17 protein-coding genes are annotated in these 19,189 nt (G+C 75.5%); 11 read left to right on the forward strand and 6 right to left on the reverse strand.

What is annotated here, in order from left to right; translation table 11 throughout:
* Nucleotides 1–237: 237 nt before the first annotated feature.
* Both AB0F01_RS14405 and AB0F01_RS14410 read right to left on the reverse strand, forming a co-directional pair.
* Nucleotides 238–1,140 (reverse strand): hypothetical protein, encoded by a 903-nt coding sequence (locus AB0F01_RS14405; RefSeq protein ID WP_362094431.1) that lies wholly within the window; start codon nt 1,138–1,140, stop codon nt 238–240.
* Nucleotides 1,141–1,562: 422 nt separating this feature from the next.
* On the reverse strand, nt 1,563–2,021 hold the full coding sequence (locus tag AB0F01_RS14410; RefSeq protein ID WP_362094273.1) for a hypothetical protein: 459 nt from the start codon (nt 2,019–2,021) through the stop codon (nt 1,563–1,565).
* Nucleotides 2,022–2,334: 313 nt separating this feature from the next.
* On the opposite strand from AB0F01_RS14410, the gene AB0F01_RS14415 reads away from it, so the two are divergent.
* From AB0F01_RS14415 to AB0F01_RS14430, 4 genes are all read left to right on the forward strand, one after another.
* Nucleotides 2,335–3,618 (forward strand): hypothetical protein, encoded by a 1,284-nt coding sequence (locus tag AB0F01_RS14415; protein ID WP_362094433.1) that lies wholly within the window; start codon nt 2,335–2,337, stop codon nt 3,616–3,618.
* Between the two features lie 211 nt (nt 3,619–3,829).
* Nucleotides 3,830–4,192 carry a hypothetical protein gene (locus tag AB0F01_RS14420; RefSeq protein WP_362094275.1) on the forward strand — a complete coding sequence of 121 codons (363 nt, stop codon included), beginning with the start codon at nt 3,830–3,832 and terminating at the stop codon, nt 4,190–4,192.
* A gap of 4 nt (nt 4,193–4,196) precedes the next feature.
* Nucleotides 4,197–7,004, forward strand: a complete 2,808-nt coding sequence (locus AB0F01_RS14425) for a substrate-binding domain-containing protein (RefSeq protein WP_362094277.1) — start codon at nt 4,197–4,199, stop codon at nt 7,002–7,004.
* A complete protein-coding gene (locus AB0F01_RS14430) occupies nt 7,004–8,380 on the forward strand; it encodes an extracellular solute-binding protein (RefSeq protein WP_362094279.1) in 1,377 nt (458 codons plus the stop codon). Before AB0F01_RS14425 ends, AB0F01_RS14430 begins: the two co-directional genes overlap by 1 nt.
* 232 nt (nt 8,381–8,612) lie before the next feature.
* On the opposite strand, the gene AB0F01_RS14435 is transcribed toward AB0F01_RS14430, so the two are convergent.
* Nucleotides 8,613–8,780: a hypothetical protein gene (locus tag AB0F01_RS14435; protein WP_362094282.1), complete on the reverse strand. Its 168-nt coding sequence runs from the start codon at nt 8,778–8,780 to the stop codon at nt 8,613–8,615.
* Nucleotides 8,781–8,878: 98 nt separating this feature from the next.
* Between AB0F01_RS14435 and AB0F01_RS14440 the strand changes: the two genes are divergently transcribed.
* The 3 genes from AB0F01_RS14440 to AB0F01_RS14450 all read left to right on the forward strand — a co-directional run bounded on the left by AB0F01_RS14440 (nt 8,879) and on the right by AB0F01_RS14450 (nt 11,530).
* Complete coding sequence (locus tag AB0F01_RS14440; RefSeq protein ID WP_362094285.1) at nt 8,879–10,222, forward strand: helix-turn-helix transcriptional regulator; 1,344 nt, start codon at nt 8,879–8,881, stop codon at nt 10,220–10,222.
* Between the two features lie 204 nt (nt 10,223–10,426).
* Nucleotides 10,427–11,164 (forward strand): GAF and ANTAR domain-containing protein, encoded by a 738-nt coding sequence (locus AB0F01_RS14445; protein WP_362094436.1) that lies wholly within the window; start codon nt 10,427–10,429, stop codon nt 11,162–11,164.
* Between the two features lie 90 nt (nt 11,165–11,254).
* On the forward strand, nt 11,255–11,530 hold the full coding sequence (locus tag AB0F01_RS14450; RefSeq protein WP_362094288.1) for a ribosomal protein L7/L12: 276 nt from the start codon (nt 11,255–11,257) through the stop codon (nt 11,528–11,530).
* A gap of 271 nt (nt 11,531–11,801) precedes the next feature.
* Here AB0F01_RS14450 and AB0F01_RS14455 read toward each other — a convergent pair whose 3' ends face one another.
* A complete protein-coding gene (locus AB0F01_RS14455) occupies nt 11,802–12,599 on the reverse strand; it encodes a hypothetical protein (RefSeq protein ID WP_362094290.1) in 798 nt (265 codons plus the stop codon).
* A 394-nt stretch (nt 12,600–12,993) separates the two neighbouring features.
* Between AB0F01_RS14455 and AB0F01_RS14460 the strand changes: the two genes are divergently transcribed.
* A complete protein-coding gene (locus tag AB0F01_RS14460) occupies nt 12,994–13,992 on the forward strand; it encodes a nucleoside hydrolase (protein ID WP_362094293.1) in 999 nt (332 codons plus the stop codon).
* A 172-nt stretch (nt 13,993–14,164) separates the two neighbouring features.
* Nucleotides 14,165–15,868 (forward strand): alpha-amylase family glycosyl hydrolase, encoded by a 1,704-nt coding sequence (locus AB0F01_RS14465; RefSeq protein ID WP_362094295.1) that lies wholly within the window; start codon nt 14,165–14,167, stop codon nt 15,866–15,868.
* Between the two features lie 260 nt (nt 15,869–16,128).
* On the opposite strand, the gene AB0F01_RS14470 is transcribed toward AB0F01_RS14465, so the two are convergent.
* Nucleotides 16,129–16,497, reverse strand: coding sequence for a DUF6479 family protein (locus AB0F01_RS14470; protein ID WP_362094298.1), 369 nt, complete (start codon nt 16,495–16,497; stop codon nt 16,129–16,131).
* Nucleotides 16,498–17,499: 1,002 nt separating this feature from the next.
* Between AB0F01_RS14470 and AB0F01_RS14475 the strand changes: the two genes are divergently transcribed.
* Together AB0F01_RS14475 and AB0F01_RS14480 are read left to right on the forward strand one after the other, a co-directional pair.
* On the forward strand, nt 17,500–17,880 hold the full coding sequence (locus tag AB0F01_RS14475; RefSeq protein ID WP_362094300.1) for a helix-turn-helix domain-containing protein: 381 nt from the start codon (nt 17,500–17,502) through the stop codon (nt 17,878–17,880).
* Between the two features lie 241 nt (nt 17,881–18,121).
* Nucleotides 18,122–18,325 carry a cold-shock protein gene (locus tag AB0F01_RS14480; protein ID WP_004985680.1) on the forward strand — a complete coding sequence of 68 codons (204 nt, stop codon included), beginning with the start codon at nt 18,122–18,124 and terminating at the stop codon, nt 18,323–18,325.
* Between the two features lie 140 nt (nt 18,326–18,465).
* On the opposite strand, the gene AB0F01_RS14485 is transcribed toward AB0F01_RS14480, so the two are convergent.
* A complete protein-coding gene (locus AB0F01_RS14485) occupies nt 18,466–18,792 on the reverse strand; it encodes an antibiotic biosynthesis monooxygenase (RefSeq protein ID WP_362094303.1) in 327 nt (108 codons plus the stop codon).
* Nucleotides 18,793–19,189 lie beyond the last annotated feature (397 nt).

Below are 19,189 nucleotides of genomic sequence, written 5' to 3' on the forward strand. Positions count from 1 at the left end.
GCGGTGGGGGTGTCCGCATCCTCCCTCATGTCAGGGACGGCGGAACGCGCGCCGGGGTTGCGTCGCACGACCCGGCGACCGCCTCACGGTGGGTCGCGGGCGACCGCTCCACGGCGGGTGGCTGCCCGGTGGTCGCGTCACGGGGAAGGGCTCGGTGGTTGCGTCACGGGGAAGGGTTCGGTGGCGGGGCTTGGGTGAGCGGGGGCCGGGTGCGGCCGGAGGGTGCCGGTGCCGGGTTCACACCCGGGCGCGGGGCGGAGGGGCCGGCGGTGCGGGGGCGGTGCCGTCCGAGGCCTGCGCCCGGCGCCGGCCGGGCAGGCGGTGGCGGTGCCCGGCCAGCCAGGACAGCAGGGCCGTGCCCGCCCCCAGAGCCACCAGCAGCCAGGACGCGGTGCGCAGGCCGGCGGTGAGGGCGTCGTAGACCGCGCCCGCCGCGGGCCGGTGGATCCGCTCGGGCAGATCGGCCAGGGTGAGGTGGCGGCCGACGACCACGGCGACACCGAGCAGGGCCCCGCCCAGCGCGGTCCCGAGCCCGGTCGCGGTGAGCGCACGCCGGCGGCATTTGGCGACGGCGACGCCCGCGACGGCGAGGGCGACGGCCGACAGGGGCAGCCAAAGGGCGGCCGTGTCGAGCACCTGGTACCCCTTCCGCAGGCCGGGGACGTCACGGGCCGGCACCACCGCGACCTCACGATGCTCGACCGGGATGTTCCGTGCGAACGGCACCCGGTCGGCGACGAGACGGGCCTTCACCTCCGCCGCGACCGGGGCGAGGTCGACGGTGACCGGTCCCGGCGCGGCCCGGTCGTCGCGCACCGCGTGCAGGACCGCGTCGTGGACGGCACGGTTCCCCGCCTCCCAGGCCGTCCGGTACGCCTCGGTGTGCGTGAACGAGCGCACCGCCTCCCGGAGGAAGGAGCCCAGGGCCGGGGACCCTTCCGCGCCCAGTTCCCGCACCACCCCGTCCCCGACGGCGTCCGCGACCGCGTCCCGCACATCCGGGTCGCCGGCCAGCGGAGCCATCGTGCCGACGTAGCGGCCGGTGTCGGCGAGCCCGTGCGAGGCCCAGACCGCGAGGGCGCCGCAGGGGAGCAGCAGGCACGCCAGCGCGGTGAGGACGGCCGAGACGGCGTTGCGCAGCCGCAGGCCGCCGGGGCCGCGTGGGCGGCCGGTCCCGGTGGGTTCGGTCGGGCCGGTGGGCTCGGCGGCGGGGTCGGTCGCCCGCGGGCCGGAGCCGTGCGGGACGGGGGAGGCGGACACCCCTCCAGGCAAGGCGGCCGGGGCCGGGTCCGCGAGCGCAGGGCCCGCAGACGGGTGCACGGGAACGTCCCGGACGGGCGAGGGAGGAGGTACTTCACCCGAACGGGTGACACGGGGGCGGCTTGCGCGGCTCGCGGGCACCGGGCGGGCCGGACCCGATGGCCCCGTCGGCGCGCCCCGGTCGGCCCCCGCCCGCCTTGCCCGTCTGCCCGCCCGTCTGCCTGTCCGCCTGCCCGTCCGCCCGGACTGGGGCGCCCGGTCCGCGGGGCCGACTCGGACCGCCCGTCAGCCGCCCGGGCCGCTCACGGGTGCCGGCGCCCCGCCGCGTCCTCGCGGGAGTGGTAGCGGTAGAACAGCAGCGCGCCGAGCCCCGCTCCCGACGCCAGGCCGAGCCACATGGACCACAGCACGCTGAAACCGGTGGTGCTGACCAGGAAGCCGATGGACGCGGCGGTGAAGGCGCCCCACAGCGCCGCGTGCGGCTCGCGCTTCAGACGCGGGGCGATCGCCTGCACGGCCAGGTACAGCACGATGAACACCAGGGCGGTGAGGAAGCCGAACAGCACGTTCCCACCGGTGATGGGCCCGCCGTACCGCACGTTGGCGGCGGCCCAGTAGCCGTAGACCAGCCCGAGGACGACGGGGACGGCGATCCGGGCCATCCGGTGGGTCCGCTCGCTGAAGACGTCGGGCGTGCCGGTCCGCCCGGTCCGGGGCCCGGTCCTGCCCCTGACCCTGGACCTGGGTGCCGCATGAGCCATCGGAGCACTCCTCTCTCCTCGCCCCCGCCTTCCAGGGCACACCGGCCGGGCCCCGCGGGCAAGTCGACGGCACCGACGTCTCCCGACCGCCGACCACCGACGTCCCCCCAACCGCCGTCCACCGACGGCCGCCGTCCACCGACGGCCGCCGTCGGACGGCGCGCCCGGCCCGGACCCCACCCCGGCCCCGGACTCCGTCTCCGGCGCGGCCCGGACGTCCCGCCCCCCGGGGGAACGTTCCCCGTCCCCGTCTCCCGCGAGGGGCGCAGCGGTTACCGTGCTGCCCGTGGGTGATCGACAGGGGGAGGCGACCGTGCCCGGAACCGTGCTGCTGCTGGCGGCCTCGCCGATGGGCCGGGGGCGGCTGGTGGACGCCGCGTCCGTGCTCCCCGTCCTGGCGGCCGTACCGCCCGCGGTGCTGTCCGCGACCGGCACCGGCTCCGTGAACGTCATCGAACTCGCCGACCCGCTGGAGCCGCAGGCCGTGCTGACGCGGCTGCGTGCCGCCGCCGCCGCGCCGGGGCCCCTCACGGTCTACGTCACCGGCCAGCTGCACCTCGACCGGCGCCAACGGCTGCCGCACCTGGCGCTGGCCCGCACCACCCCCGCGACCGTGCGCTACACGGCGCTGCCCTGGCACTGGTTCCGGGACGAGCTGCGGTTGCGCCCGGCGGGCGCGACGACCCTGGTCCTCGACCTGCACGCGGACGCCGAGACCCGGCGGGTCCTGTGCGCGCCGCTGCCGCCCGGCCGCCGGCCGCCCCTGGACTGCGGCCCGCACAGCGCCGTCCACGGGCGGATCGCCCCGGTGCCGGGCCGCCGCACGGTCGCGGCTCCCGCCTACATGACGGCGGTCGCGACGATCCTGCGCAGCGGCCGGCGGCCACCGGAGGAGGAGCTGCACCGGCTGGCGTTCGCCCGGATCGCCGCGGACGGCACGGACCCCGGCCTGGAGCTGGCGCCCGTCCGGTCCGGCACGGTGCCGGACGACCCGCACGCGGCCGTCTCCACCGCCGCGCGCTCCGGCCGCCACGGCGACGCCGACGCGCTCGCCGCCCGGCACGAGCGGGCCGCCGCCCTGGCCCACGGACCGGCCTCCGAGGAGGCCCTGCACTGGGCGGAGGTACGGGCGGACCTGGCGATGCTGGCCGGGGAACCGGCGCGCAGCTGCCGCACCTGGCTCGCGGTGGCGAGCGCGCGGCTGAGCGCCGGCCAGCCGGCGGACGCCCCCGGGGTCGAGACGGCCGTGGACCGCGCGCACCACCAGTGGGGCCGCATCGACGACCCGCACCGGGCGCGGGAACTGGGCCCGGCGCTCGTCGGGTTGCGGACGGTGGTGCCCGGCCGGCGGGCCGGCGCACTGGACCACGTGCAGCGCCGTCTCGCCCGCCTGCAGCAGTCCGCGCAGACCCAACAAGCCTCGCGGACCCAACAAGCCCCGCAAACACAACAGACCCCGTTGAGCCGACAGGCCCCGCCGACCCAACAGGCCCCGCAGACGCAGCAGATGCCGGGACCACGGCAGACGCAGCGGACAACGGGAACGCAACAGGTGCCGCAGGCGCCGGGCAGGCCGGAGATGCGGCAGCAGGTCTGACGGGAGCCGGCGGGGCGCACCGTCGGGCGCGAGCGTTGCCGTGCCCGCCGGCCGGGAAGGCGTGCCGGGCGCCACGGCCGAGCGGCGTCGTGACCGCCGACCGGCGCCGTTCTCCGGGCGGCACGTACAGGTGGCGCGCAGGGACGCCCGGGGGTGCGAGGAGCGTCCGACCCCTCCCTGCAGGGCATGCGCGGTGCCATGATGGTGCGTCATGGCTGAGGGGGACGGTGTGGCCGAGGCGCGTATACGGGTGCGACTGGACGGGACGGCGAGCGAGAGGGACGTCGGGGCGCTGCACAAGTGGCTGGAGCGGGAGACACCGCTGCACGAACGGGTGCGCGCCGGCGAGTTGGTGATCCTCCAGCAGAGCCGTACGGACGAGCGGGGCGCCCCCATGGGCGCCGGCATGGAGATCGTCCTGGTGGTCGTGGGGGCCGGTGCCGGCGTGGTCTTCACGGAGCTGCTGGAGCAGGTGAAGAGCGCGGTGGGGGCCTGGCGGGCCAACCGGCGGGACGTCGAGGACGGTGAGCCGCCGGAGGGCAGAGTCGAACCGGTGGACCCCCACGGCAGGTAGGCCGGTGTTCGACTTCGACCCGCGTGGGCGGCCCAACCGGGCCCTGTTGGTGGGTGTGTCCGCATACGAGAGCACGGATCCGCCGCACGGCGTCTCCGGTCACCTGCCTGCCGTCGAGCACAACGTGACCCGCATGCGGGAGGTGCTCGTGCGGGGGCGGCTGTTCGCGGAGGACGAGATCGAGGTCGCCCGTTCGCCGACCCTCGACGCGTTCGGGCAGCGGCTCATGGAGGCCGCGCAGGAGGCAGAGGGGGTGCTGCTGTTCTACTTCGCGGGGCACGGGGCCATCCCGAGCGCGGGGGACGAGCTGTTCCTGCAGATGCACAACGCGCGCGTCGTCGCCGGCGGGCACGCGGTGTTCCCCGGCGCCGAGATGATCACCACCGTGCTGACCGTCCTGGCGACCAGCCCGGCCCGTCGGATCGTGGTGATCCTCGACTGCTGCTTCGCGGGGAACGCGGCCTGGGTGTGGGAGACCTTCCACGACAAGCGGCGGGTGCTGCTGCTGATGAGCGTGCAGGCCAACCACCGCATCGACGCGGGCGATCCGGGCACGCCGACGCCCTGCACCGCCGCCCTGGCCGACCTCCTCGAGGAACCGGGCGCGGCGGGCTTCCGGGAGGTGTCCGAACGGCTGCGGGAGCGGATGACCGGCGGCCCGCACCGCACCCTGCGCGACCAGCGGTGGGAACCGCAGTGGCGCGCGGAGCCGGGCGTGGACGTGCTGCTGGTGCCGCCGACGACCGGTACCCGGCCTCCCGGCCCTCCGCCTGACGACCCGTCGCCCCCCACCCCGCCCGGCCCCGACGAGCCGCCCCTCACCCCGTCGGACGGCCCGTCGCCCCCCACCCCGCCCAGCCCCGATGATCCGCCCCTCACCCCGTCGGACGGTCCGTCGTCCCCCGCCCCGTCGGACGGTCCGTCGTCCCCCGCCCCGCCCCCCGCCCCCCACGACGACCCGCTCCGGGGCCGGACGCCGGCGCCTCCCGGCCCGGGAGACCGCGGCACGGTACGGCCCGCCGCCCCTCTCGCCGCCCGGCTCGCCGGGTGGTTCCGCAGGTGGCGGGGTCGGGTCCCGCGGTGGCCCGTCCCCCCGCCCCCCGACGCGCCCGGCGGGCGGGGCCTGGGCAGGCTCGTGCTCGCCGCCGTGCTGGGGGCGGTGCTGCTCGGCGCCGGTGGCTACGGCCTGTTCCGGCTCGTCGTCGCCGACGACGCCCTCTGCGCCCCGCCGGTGGAGCTGCGGGTGCTGACCGGGCCGGACCTGGAGTCCACCCTCCGGACGGCCGCCGACGCGTTCGTCGCCTCCGCCGACAACACCACCGGTGACGGCTGCCGGCGCGCGGGTGTCACCGTGCACAGCGCGGGCGCCGCCGACGTGGTGCACGCGCTGAGCAGCCAGTCCGGCCTGTGGCAGGAGCCCCGCGACGAGGACACCAACCCGCAGCGCGACATCGGTCCGCAGCCCGACGTGTGGATCCCCGCCTCCGGCGCCGACGTCGCCCGGGTCGTGGAGGGTCAGGACACCGACGCCGTCGCCGCCCTGGAGACGGTCGGCGAACCGCTCGCCTACTCGCCCGTCGTGCTGGCCGTGCCGCAGCATTTCGCCGGTGAGGCCCAGACCGAGCGCACCGGGAGGACGCTGACCGAGATGATCGAGGAGCTGACGGGCCGCGAGGAGGACGCCGCCGTGCGCCGCCCGGACCCGGAGTTCTCCGCCGTCGGCCTGCTCGCCACCGTCGGCCTCTACGGCGAGGACGCCCGGGCCGCGACCCGTGGCGAGCGGCTGGTCGCCCAGCCGGGACCGCCCTCCTCGACGGCCGGTGAGCTGCTGTGCACCCTCCCCGACGACAAGGTGACCGACAACCGCACCGCCGCCCTCGTCCCGGAGTACCTCCTGATCAGCGGGATCGACTGCGACAGCAGCACGCGCACGCCCCGTATGGCGCAGTACCCCGAGGACGTGCCCGGGATGGAGCCGGCGTTCGTCCGGGTCCGCTGGCGCCACGGCGACCGGGACGCCGGGGTGCGGGACGCGGCGGCCGAGGCGTTCCGGGCCTGGCTGACCGGGCCGCAGGGACGCGCCGAGTTCACCCGGGCGGGCTTCCGGGACCCGGACGACCGGATGCTGCTCGGCGAGGAACGACAGCTTGACGGCGTGCTGCACGCGCCGAGCCCGCTGCACGAGTCGGCGGGGCAGCGCGCCATGGAGCGGGCGCTGGCCGAGTACCGGGAGGCGGGCGGGCCCGGCCGGGTGCTGTTCCTGCTGGACAGCTCGAGCTCGATGGGCCGGCTGTGGGAGGGACCGAGCGGGGGCCCCGGCCTGCTGCGGCAGTCGCTGGGCGGGCTCGGCAGCAGGGACGTGTACGGCGTGTGGGGGGTGGCCGAGGTCGGCGACGAGCCCTACCGGACGGTGCTGCCGCTCGCCCGGCACCGGCGTGCCGACGCCGAACGGACCGTCATGCTCCGGGCGGAGGTCCAGAACGCGAGGGCGGATCCGCACGCGGCGCTGCTCGCCGCGTTCGACGTGATGGAACGGGGCGGCGACGACGAACGGCCGCAGCTGATCGTGCACATCACGGACGGGGAGGACCACGACCGGCTGACCGGTGAGCGGTTGCGCGAGGTCCTCGACCGGGCGGGGACGGCCGGGGTGCCGGTGACGGTGGTGTCCCTGCAGCACGCGGGCTGCGACCCGGACCGGCCGGACCGGCGGATCGCCGACGCGAGCGGCGGGCGCTGCCTGGACGCGGCGGACGACCTGGGCCCGGCGCTCCAGGACGAGGTCGCACGGACCGGAACGGGGGACGGCTGATGCTCCGACGGCTCGCGGCACTGTCGGCGGCGCTGCTCATGGCGGCGGCCTGCACGGCCGGCGGGGACGGACGGCCGCCGGCCGTGCCCTCCGGCGGGGACGTGCCCGGCACCATCGTGGTCGCCGGCGGGCGGGACGTCACCGGCAAGAACGGCATCCGCCAGCAGCTCATCGACGCCTGGAACAAGGAGCAGCGGCGTACCGGTTCGGACTACCGGGCGCGGCTGGTGGAGCTGCCCGGCAGCGCCGACGAGCAGCGCAGCCAGCTGCTCGGCGCCCTCCAGTCGGGCAGCGCCGCGTACGACGTGGTCAACCTGGACGTGACGTGGGTGCCGGAGTTCGCCGCCGCGGGCCTGATCCGCCGGCTGCCCGGGAAGCTGGTCGACGAGGACGTCATCGAGTCGGTGGCGGGGACCGCCCGATGGGACGGCGACGTGTACGCGGTGCCGTTCAACAGCGACGTCGGGCTGCTGTACTACCGGCGCGACTACCTGGAACGGGCGGGGGTGCGGCGCGTCGACCTGACCTCCTGGTCCGCGGTGCGGCACCTGGTGGAGACCCTCGACAGCCGACTGGACGAGGACGCCTACGACAAGGGCTGGACCACCCAGCTCGCGGCGTACGAGGGACGCACGGTGAACGCGGTGGAGGCGTTCGCGTCGGCGGTGGAGGACTTCTCCCTGGTCGACGGGGAGGGCCGCTACACGGGAACGGTGGAGGACCTGACCGACGGCATCGAGGAGCTGGGCCGGCGCACCGGGCGGCCGTACACGCTCGCGGACGCCGTGCAGTCCGACGAGGCGGCCTCCCTCAGCGACTTCGCCGAGGGCCGGACCGCCTTCCTGCGGCACTGGCCCTCCGTCTACCCGGCGCTGCACCGGACGTTCACCGAGGAGCAGCTCGGGGTGGCCCCGCTGCCCGGCCGGGCGGTGCTCGGCGGGCAGAACCTGGCGGTGACCTCGTCGTCGCCGCGGGCGCGCAGCGCGACCGACCTGATCACGTTCCTCACCGGCCAGGAGAGCGAACGGTGCCTGCTGGAAGCGGGGTTCGCGGCGACCCGCGTCTCGGCCTACGAGGGCGGCGAGCGCTGCACCACGGCCACCGTCCCGTCCGCCCCGGCCTCGCCGTCGGCGTCCGGCGACGGGGAGGGCGCGGACCCGGTGCCGCGCGACGCCGCCGGGCGGCCCGCGTACGCCCGGAAGATCCTGCTGGAGGCGCTGCGCAAGGCGGTGCAGCGGCCGAGGACACCGCTGTACGGGGCGTTCACCCAGACGTTCACGGCCCAGCTGGACCCCTTGCTCGGCGACGACCCGCCCGACGCGGAGGAACTCGCCGCCCGCCTCGACCGGGCCCTGCGCGAGGCGCTGTCGGGGTGACCCCCGCCGGTACGGCCCGGCGGTCCCCGGCCGACCCGAGGACGCGGGGCCGGGGCCCGGCCGGGGAGGAGGCGGGACAGAGGTGGCACAGGGGTGGCACAGGGGTGGCACAGGGGTGGAGCCGCGGACGTACGTACGGGGGCGTCACCGGGATCGACGGCGGCGGGGAGGGGCAGCCTTCAAGGGCGGGACGGGCAGCCCCCGGGGACCGCCCCCGGGGACCGGCGGACCGCTATCGGACCGCGGCCTCCACCGGGGCGGTGGTGTGCTGGTCCGGATCCGGCTGGGCCGTGTCGGAGGTGGGGCCGGTGACCGAGGCCAGGACGAGCGCGGCGACGGCGGCGACGGCCGCGGCGACGCCACGGGCGTACCGCTCGACGGTGCGGGTGTGTGCCTGCACGGCGACCTCACTACAGCGATGGGGTAACCATGGTTAATCCGGCGTTTAACCTAGAGCCTGTCGGACTCGAACGGCAAGAGCCACAAGGAGAGTTGGGCGTGGGGGAGCGGGACGATCCGGGCACCATCGGGCGCCGGGTGCAGCAGTTGCGCACGGCGTGCGGGCTGACCCAGAAGCAGCTGGCGGAGCCGGTCTACACCCCCGCCTACATCTCCACCCTGGAGTCCGGCCGGGTCCGGCCCTCCGACGACGCCCTGCGCCACCTTGCCGGCCGGTTGGGCGTGACGTTCGACGAACTGGCCACCGGCCGTCCGGCCCGGCTCGTCACCGAGCTGCGGCTCGGCCTGACGGAGGCGCAGCGCGTGCTGGCCGCCGGGGACACCGAGTCCGCCGGGGAACAGTTCACCGCGCTGCTGGCCTCGGCGGAGCGGCACGCACTGGCCGAGGAACAGGCCGCCGCACTGCTCGGGCTCGGGGAGTGCGCGCTGGAGACCGGAGACCTCGTCCCCGGCCGGGAGTTCTTCGAGCGGGCCGAGGCGTGCCTGGCCGGGGCCCCGCTGCCCGCCCGGGTGCCCGCCCTGCGCGGCCGGGCCGTCGCCCACTACCTGGCGGGCGAACTGCGGTACGCCGTCTACCTGCTGGAATCCACCCTCGACGAGCTGAACCGGGGCGGCCTCCACGACCCGGACGCGCTGCTGCTGCTCTACGCCAGCGCCATCGGCCCCTACATGGACATGGGGGCGCACGCCCGGGCCGCGCAGGCGGCGGAGTTCGCGCTGGCGCTGGCACCGCGGTCCGGTGACCCCGCGCTGGTGGCGCGCATGCACCGGTCGGTCGCCCGCACCCTGCTCGCCGAGGGCCGGCTCGCCGAGGCGGACGCCTCGCTGGCCAAGGCGGCCGAGCTGTACCGCGGGCTGCACCTGCGCACCGAACTCGCCAACTGCCACTGGATGCGCGGCTACGTCTGCGCGCAGAACGGGGAGCTGGAGCGGGCGGAGGCGGAACTGCGGGAGGCGCTGCGCATGCTGTCGGCCCGCCGCGCCTCGCTGTACAGCAGCCAGGTCACCGTGGAGCTGGCCGACGTCCTGCACCGGCGCGGCTCCTCCGACGAGGCCGCGGACCTCCTGCGGGAGGTGCTCGGCGGCCTGTCCCCCGAACGCGGCGCCGTCCACGCCGCGGCGGCGCACCGCCTGCTCGGCATCATCGCGGAGGACGCGCGCGACACCGAGCGGGCCGAGGAGCACTACGTGCGGGCCATGAGCCTGCTGGAGCGGGCGGGCGCGCTCGGTGACCTGGCCGACCTGTGCCGTCTGCTCGGGGACCTGCTCCGGCGCGGCGGGCGCGTCGAGGCCGCCCTGGACGCCTACCGCACGGGCCTGGGGCACCGCACGGCGCCCGGCACCACGACCCTCGGCCCGGCGCCCGCCCAGCCGGCCCTCTGATCACGACGGATCACCACGGATCACGACCGACGGATCACGATGCGGACTCGGTGATTCCGCATGTGTTTCGGCGCCGGGGCGTCGGGTAGTCGGCCCTCGTTTCGGCGGGAACCAGGCCCCATCACCAGTTCGCTGTTCCGGCCCATCACGAGTCAAGGAGGCGGTGCCGCCGTGCGGTCCGGGGACGACCCTGGTGGCGGCTCCCTGCCGGGCCGCCCCGGAGGGCCGGACCACGGCGGGTACGAGCGGGCCGCCGAGGCGATCGCCGCGGGCGTGCGCGGGGCCGGGCCCGAGGAGGTCCCGGGACGGCTGTGCACCGTCGTCGTGGGCCTGCTGCCGGTGGACGGCGCCAGCGCGTCCCTGCGCACCGAGGACATGCCGGTCCCGCTCGGCGCCAGCAGCGCCCGGGCCGCGTACCTGGCGCAGCTCCAGGCCACCCTCGGGGACGGACCCTGCCAGTGGGTGCTGCGCAGCGGGGAGCCGGTCCTCGCCTCCGACCTGGAATCCGCCCGCAGCAGGAACCGCTGGCCCGTCTTCGCCCAGCAGGCCGTCGCGGCCGGGGTACGGGCCGTCCACGCCCTCCCCCTGGGCAGCGACCGGCTGTGCGTCGGCACCCTCGATCTGTACCGCGGCACCCCCGGCGCCCTCACGGACGGGCAGCTGCGCGTGGCACGGCTCGCCGCAGGGATGATCACGGTGGCGCTGATGGCGCTGCCGCACGGGGAGGAGGACGAGTACCGGGGAAGCGAACCGTGGCTCAGCGGACTGGCCGCGGACCACGACACGATCCACCAGGCGGTCGGCATGATCATGGCGCAGCTGGGGGTCGGTGCCGCCGACGCCCTGGCCCGCCTGCGCGGGGACGCCTTCGCCCAGGGCCGCACCGCGCGCGACGTGGCGGGGGACGTGGTGGCACACCGCCGGCGCTTCGACTCGCCCTGACCCCCTGAATCGTCCTGAGGCGCCCTGAACCGCCCTGAACCGTCCTGAGGCGCAGACGCCCGCGCGTCCCGAACCTTAGGGTTTCCGGTCATGGACATACTCATCCTGTTCCTGGCCTGCGTGGTGATCCTCGGCGCCGCGGGCATCCAGAGCCGTATCGCCCGCACCGAGCGCCGACTGGCCCGCGCGGAACGCAAACTCGACCTGCTGCTGGACCACTTCGGCCTGCGGCAGGAACTGCCTAGGCGGGACGAGATCACCGCGCTCCTGCGGGAGGGCAAGAAGATCCAGGCCATCAAGGTCTACCGGGAGGCGACGGGGGCGGACCTGGTGGAGGCCAAGGAGGCCGTCGACCGCCTCGGCTGAACGCGCCCCAGGCCCGGTCCGCGCCGGCTTGCGCCCGGCCTGTGCCCGGTCCGCATCGGCTTGCGCCCGGCCTGTGCCCGGCGCCCGGTTCGGCCCCGGTCGGCCCCGGTCGCGAGTCGGACCCGGTCAGCCCCGATCGCCGCCTCGGACGCGGTCGACTCCGATCGCCGACCGGGGCCAGGGCCCCGCACCCGGAGGCGTGGGGCCCTGGCCCCCGCGAACCGTCGTCACACCCGGAGGCGCCGGGGGCCCTGGTCCCGGGGCCCCGCCGTCACACCCGGAGGCGGCCCTGTCGGCGGATCTCCGTGAGCCGTTCCGTCCCCAGCTGGGCCACTGCCTGCGTGATCTCGGGCATCACCTCGCCGGGGCCGCCGTTGGTGAGGGTGATGGTCTCCTCGCCGACCCGCACGGCGGCGAGGTCCACGGTCAGGTACGTCTCCTCGCCGTCCGGTGTCCCGCCGGCCAGGGCGATCCGGAGCCCCGCCCGGGCGTCCCCCACCTCCGGGAGCGGCAGTTCCTCGACCCGCACCTCCTGGCGGCCCGCGCCCGCGGACGTCGCCGTGAACCGCTCGCACCTCTGCGGCAGCGCGACCATCCAGGCAAGGGTGCGGTCCACCTCCGCGGACGCGTGCGCGGCCACCTGGTAGCGCAACTGCGCGTCGTGGTGGACGTCGTCGAGCGCCACCGCGGCGCGCGGGCCGGTCGGCTCGCCGAACAGGTCCTCCGTGTACAGGACGTCGAGCAGGCGGCGGCAGTCCGTGTCCTGCGTCGTCGCCTTCAGCTGCCCGTCCCGCCAGGTCGCGGCACCCCGGGTGGGGATCCACGGCTCCCCCAGGTCGGCCTCCGTGATCAGCGCGGCCCGCACCTGCTCCGCGGTCAGCACCGACGGCGCGGACGAACCGGTGGGGGCGGGCTGTTCGGCGGCCGGCGCGGCGGCGGAGGCCGGCGGGGAGGAGACGGCCCGGGGCGCGGTGTCACCGCCCGCGGAACAGGCCGTCACCGTCAGCAGGGCGGTCGCCGACGCGGCGGCGAGGAGAGCGGCACGGGCGGCGGCCGGGGCACGGGTCATCGACTGTCTCCTGGGGGACCGGACTGTCCGGAGTCGGACACCTGCCCCTACGGCACCACCGCCCCGCCACCCCCACCAGCGCGAACGGTCCGTCCGGGTGAGCACTCCCGGGCCGGGAACCGCGCCGCCCGGCGGACCCGGGCAGGCGGCGCGCACGCCCCCTCACGGCGCCCCTGTCCGACGACCGCCCGCGGCCCCGGCCTCCGGCGGCCTCGACCCGCCCGTCCCCGCCCCCGGACACGGCCCCCGCGTAGGGTCACGGACGGGACGCGGTACACCCCGGCCGGGTGCGCCCGCCCCCTCATGCCAGGAACGGAAGGCCGTCGCGCAGGCACCGGACGGGACGGGAGCCGCCCGCACCCCGGAGGACCGGCGCACGGTGAAAGGACCCGCAGTGACCCACGTCCCGCCGCCCACCCCGGTGATCATCGACTGCGACACGGGGGTTGACGACGCCCTGGCGCTGCTGTTCGCGGTGCGGCACCCGGCGATCGACCTGCGCGCCGTGACCTGCGTGGCCGGGAACACCGACGTCGACGGCGTGGTCCGCAACACCTTGACCGTGCTGGAGCAGGCGGGCGCCCCCGACGTCCCGGTCGCCCGCGGAGCCGAACGCCCGCTGATCGAGGCACCCCGTTCGGCACGCCACGTCCACGGCCACGACGGCATGGGCGACCTCGGCCTGCCCGCACCGCGCCGCGCGCCGGCCGGCGTGGACGCGGTGACCCTGCTGCGCCGCGAGATCCTCGCCTCGCCGCGCCCGGTCACCCTGGTGCCGACCGCCCCGCTGACCAATATCGCCCTCCTGCTGCGGACCCACCCGGAGGTCGTCCGCAACATCGAGCGGATCGTGTTCATGGGCGGCGCGGCGGGCAGCGGCAACGCCTCACCGGTGGCCGAGTTCAACGTCTGGCACGACCCCGAGGCGGCGGCGGTCCTGCTCACCGCCGGCGTGCCGATCACCATGTACGGACTGGACGTGTTCACCCGGGTCGTGGTCCCGGCGGCGGACGTACGACGGCTGCGCGCGAGCGCCGAGCCGGGCGCCCGGCTGGCCGGTGACCTGCTCGCCCACCGCCCCGCCACGCCCGGCAGCCGGCCCTACGACCCCGACGAGGACGCGGGCGGCCTCGGCGACGCGGGAGCGCTGTGCGCGGTGGCCGACCCGGTGGGTCTGACCACCCACCGGCTGCCCGTGGAGGTGTCGCTGGCCCCCGGACCGTCCCGGGGGCAGACCATCGTGGACCGCCGCCCCCGCGTAGGCGAGGCGGAACTCCACGAGGGCACCCGCGAACAGGCCCTCGTCGATGTCGCCCTCGACGTCGACGTGGAGCGGTACGTGCGGCTCTACCTGGCGACGGTGGAGGGCGGCGGGACCGAGAACCGGCCTTAGGACCCCTCAACGAGCGGAGAACCGGCATGCCGGGGCGTCGGGGCGGCGGAACGTCGGGGTGTCGGAGTGGGTGGTGACAAGGAAATGTTTCCGCCCCACCCGGGCGTTCACATTCAGGACGTTGTGGACAGATGTCCCCCTGGTGCACGCACGCGATCCTGGAGGAGCCCGAGTGACCGACCGTTCCGACCTGCCCGACACCACCGCGCCCCGGCCCGCCCGCGACGTCGCCCCCGACCTCTCCTCCCGCAACCCCGACTGGTGGCGGCAGGCGGTCGTCTACCAGGTCTACCCCCGTAGCTTCGCCGACGCCGACGGCGACGGTCTGGGCGACCTGCGCGGCATCACCCAGCGCCTCGGCCACCTCGCCGCCCTGGGCGTGGACGCCCTCTGGATGAGCCCGTTCTACCCCTCCGAGCTGGCCGACGGCGGCTACGACGTAGCCGACCCGCGCGACGTGGACCCCCGTCTGGGGACCCTCGACGACTTCGACACGCTGGTCGCCGAGGCCCACCGGCTCGGCCTCAAGGTGATCGTCGACATCGTCCCGAACCACACCTCCCACCAGCACGTCTGGTTCCAGGAGGCGCTGCGGTCCGGCCCCGGCTCGGCGGCCCGCGACCGGTACGTCTTCCGCGACGGCCGGGGGGAGAGCGGTGAGCTGCCGCCCACCGACTGGCAGTCCCTGTTCGGCGGCAGCGCCTGGCAGCGCGTCCCCGACGGGCAGTGGTACCTGCACCTGTTCGCCCCCGAGCAGCCGGACCTCAACTGGGACAACCCGGAGGTCCGCGAGGACGCCCTCACCACCCTGAAGTTCTGGGCCGACCGGGGCGTCGACGGGTTCCGGATCGACGTCGCGCACGCCCTCGTCAAGGACCTGCGCGAGCCGCTGCGGGACCTCGGCGCCCCCGAGCTGAGCCGGGAGGAGGCCCTGCACCGGTTCGAGCCCGGCACGCACCCCTTCTTCGACCGCGACGAGGTGCACGAGATCTACCGCGACTGGCGGGCCCTCTTCGACACCTACTCGCCGCCCCGGGCCGCGGTCGCCGAGGCGTGGATCCCCGACCCCCGGCGTGCCCTCTACGCGCGCCCGGACGAACTGGGCCAGGCGTTCAACTTCGAGTACCTGCAGGCCCCGTGGGACGCGGACGCCCTGCGCCGGGTCATCACCGACTCGCTCGCGACGGCCGGCACGGTCGGTGCCTCGGCCACCTGGGTGCTCTCCAACCACGACGTGGTCCGCCACGCCTCCCGCCTGATGCTCCCGCCCGGCACGGACGAGAACGCCTGGCTGCTGTCGGGCGGCCACGCCCCCGCCGTCGACCCGGAGGCCGGACTGCGCCGGGCCCGCGCGGCCACCCAGCTGATGCTGGCGCTGCCCGGTTCCGCGTACGTCTACCAGGGCGAGGAACTCGGCCTGCCCGAGGTCGCCGACCTGCCCACCGAGGTCCTCCAGGACCCGGTCTGGGAACAGACGGGCCGGGTCCGCAAGGGCCGCGACGGATGCCGGGTGCCGCTGCCGTGGACCCGCACGGGCCCTTCCTTCGGCTTCGGAGCCTCGGGCTCCTGGCTGCCCCAGCCGCCCGGCTTCGCCGCGTACTCCGTCGAGGCCCAGGACGGGGTCGAGGGCTCGACCCTGGAGTTCTACCGGACGGCCCTGCGCCTGCGCCGCAAGCTCGCCGTCGACGAGACCCTGACCTGGGCCGACGACACCCCGCCCGGCGTCCTGCAGTTCGACCGGTCCGAGGGCTGGCGCTGTGTGACCAACCTGTCCGCGGAGCCCGTCGACCTGCCGGCCGGGGACGTCCTGCTGACCAGCGCTCCCCTGGTGGACGGCCGCCTGGGCCCGGACACCACCGCCTGGCTGAGCCGCTGAGCCGCTGGCCCCGGAGCCGCCGATCCGCTGACCCCGGAGCCCTGAACCGCAGGGCCGGGGAGCCGGGAGCCCTGAGCCGCTGACCCGGGAGCCCCGAGTCGCCGGGCGCCGTGCGGATCCGGGCGTGCTCCGCCGAGGTCCCGGCCGCCCTCACGCGCGGGGCGGCCGGGATCTGCGGTCCGGTGGGCCGTAGCCCGCCGTGGCCGCCCGCCCGTCGTGGGCTGTCCCCGTCCGTCGGCCCGCGGGCGGCCGGTCGTCCGTCACACGTGTCCGGGGCCTCCGCTGCCGAAGCCGCCGCTGGACCCGGGACTCCAGCGCCGTGGGGTCTGGTCCTTGCCCGTTCTCGTCGGGGAGCGGTGGAACTCGTGGGGCAGGATGCGTTCGCCGTCCTGGGAGCGGGGCACCTCGTCGGGCTCCCTCATCTCCCGCGTCTCACGGACCGCGCCGCCGTCCGGCAGCCTCGGCTGCTCCTCGGGACGCGGACGGTGCTCCTCCGTGTCCATGACCCGCATGCCGACCCGTACGGCCCAGATCAGCGCACCGGCCACGACCAGCCCGCCGATGAAGGCCGCGACCACGTTCAGTACGTCCTGGCCTGCGGCCAGGACCTCATACGTTGCCGTGCTCATGCTCCGAGTATGGACCGGAAGAGGGGATAAAGCGCTCGGAAGGTCTGTTATGCGGCTGAAACGCATATAAGGGGCGCCTCGGGCCCCCTGGGTCGGCCTCGTGTGTCCGTGCCCGTTCGGCCGCTCCGGCGGGCGGCGGGCCCGGGGCCGTGGCAGATTGCGGCCAGAGGAGGCCGGGCCGGGCCGTCGCGTCCCCACGTGTGCAGCTCGGGGCCCGGCCCGGCCTCCCCGCATGCGGTCCCGGGGAGCCGCCTGGGGCGGGTCACCCGGCGAGGGTGGTGAAAAGGGGAGGCGGGAGGGGCGTGCCCCTCCGGCCGTGCGCGGGGGGCGAAAGAACGACGTCCGACTCCTCCCCGAGGCTCGGAGGACCGGGCCCCACCGCCCCACACCGCCCCACACCGCGAGGCTCACCCGGACGGTCCGCGCGGATCCGGATCCGTCCCCTCCCCCTCCTTGCTCCCGGCCCCCTTGCCGACGCCCCGCAGATCGCAGGGGGCGCTCCCCCGCGCCCCCGCACAGAGGCGGCCCGTGTGCGGTCGAGGGGCGGTCGGGTTCGCGGTGGGGCGTGGGGTGGCGGCGGACGGCTCCCCGGAAGACGAGGGGTTTCGAGGGGGCCCGACGGCACCCGGAGCCCGACGGTGACCGCCACCGGGCCACCCGACCACGGCCGCCGGCCACCCGGCCACCCGACCGTGGCCGCCGGCCACCCGGCCACGGCCGCCCCTCGTCCGCCGTTCGCACGGACCATCGGCCGGGGCAGCTGTTCGCAGCTGTTCCCCCGGCCGGAGCAGTCGGGTCCCCGGCCGGAGCAACGCCCGGCAACGGGCCCGGGCCCGCCGATCGGGCACCTCGGTGCGTCGGCCGACGTCGGCCGGGGCGCCCGTGGGTGTGACACCTGCCGTCGGCGGGACAGATTTTCCGGTCGGGTGACTAGAATTCCGGTGCGGGGAACCTGTCCCCGTGGTGGGCCGTGGTCTCTGAGCGGTCCGCAGGAAGGTGGGTATGCCCTCGGACAGTCAGCCGTACTCCGACGTGGATCTGTCGGACGCGGGTCGTCTTCCCGTCGCCGACCGGCTCGACGACGATCACTTCCCGGCCTACACGATGGGCAGGGCCGCCGAACTGGTCGGCGCCACCCCGGCGTTCCTGCGCACGCTGGGCGAGGCGGGGCTGATCACCCCGACCAGGTCGGAGGGCGGGCACCGGCGCTTCTCACGGCACCAGCTGAAGCTGGCGGCCCGCGCCCGTGAACTGGTCGACCGGGGCACGCCGGTCGACGCCGCCTGCCGCATCATCAGCCTGGAGGAGCAGTTGGAGGCGGCGGAGGAGGCCAACGCGCGGCTGCGGCGGACGGACGACAGGACCGTTCACGGCCGCTCCTGAAAACCTGCTTCCACCGGAACAGAATTACGGATCCCGCGAGGGCCACCTATTCTCTTAAACACATCCGGCGCAATTTTTTCCGGTGACCTATATCGCTTGCCGCGGAAATCCCGCGTGCTAGGCTGACGTCAGTTGCAGTTGTGGTTGCCAGTTTGCCACCGGTTCTCCGGGCAGGTGATCATCGCGACGATGAGGGAATTCGTAAAGTGCGTTTTCCCGGCACTGTCTCAGGAGTATTGATATGGCCACCGGTACGGTGAAGTGGTTCAACTCGGAAAAGGGCTTCGGCTTCATCGAGCAGGACGGCGGCGGCGCTGACGTCTTCGCCCACTACTCGAACATCGCCACCTCGGGCTTCCGTGAGCTCCAGGAAGGCCAGAAGGTGACCTTCGACGTCACCCAGGGCCAGAAGGGCCCGCAGGCGGAGAACATCGTTCCTGCCTGATCCGTGACGCGTACTTCCGTACGCACGCACGCAGGGTTTCGACAGGGGCCCGCACTTCGGTGCGGGCCCCTGTCGCGTTGTTCCCCGCACAGTGAGAGCGGCTCGTGGCGCGCGGAGTCCGCCGCGCGCCACGAGGGGGTTCAGCTCTGCTTGGGGGCGGCCTGCTGGACCACTTCGAAGGACCAGAGCGTCGCGTCGGTGGCCGCCGGCTTCGGCCGTTCGGCGGGCGCCCCGTCACCGCCGTGGGCGGCCTGGCCGCGCCCTTCCATCCAGCGCTGGAAGTCCTCCTCGGTGCGCCAGCGGGTGTAGACGAGATAGGTGTCGGTGCCCTCGACCGGACGCAGCAGCTCGAACCACTCGAAGCCGTCCGAACTCTCGACCGCGCCCGCCCGCGCGGCGAACCGCTTCTCGAGGGTCTCCCGCTGGTCCTCCGGGACGGTGAGTACGTTGATCTTGACGATGCTCATGCACCGATTGTTCCGCAGCACCGGCCCCGGTTCACGGACGGGTCGCCCCGGGTCGTCGGCGAGGGCCGGCCCGGAGCCGGGGGAGTGCCCTGCCCGCCGTTCCGGCCCGAGGGCCGCGCCGCTGCCGTCGTCGTCCCGGTCGCTCCCGGGTGCCGTGCTGCCCGCGCCCGGTGCGGTCGTGGCGCCGGAACCACCGCCGCGCCGATCAGTGGCGAGGCGTCGCGTGCAGTTCCCGTGCCTTTCCTGCGCACGTTCTCCGCATGCGATGAGGGAATCACGTGGGGATGGTTTCGGTAACTCGCCAGTAGCCCGCCGCTATTGAACAACGGTCAATGCCGAGGCGGTGGTTGGGGGCCGAAAAGGGCCGCCCGCGACCGAAAACGGGGGGTCTGCTCCT

The organism is Streptomyces sp. NPDC029526 (assembly GCF_040637405.1).
Classification (GTDB): Bacteria; Actinomycetota; Actinomycetes; order Streptomycetales; family Streptomycetaceae; genus Streptomyces.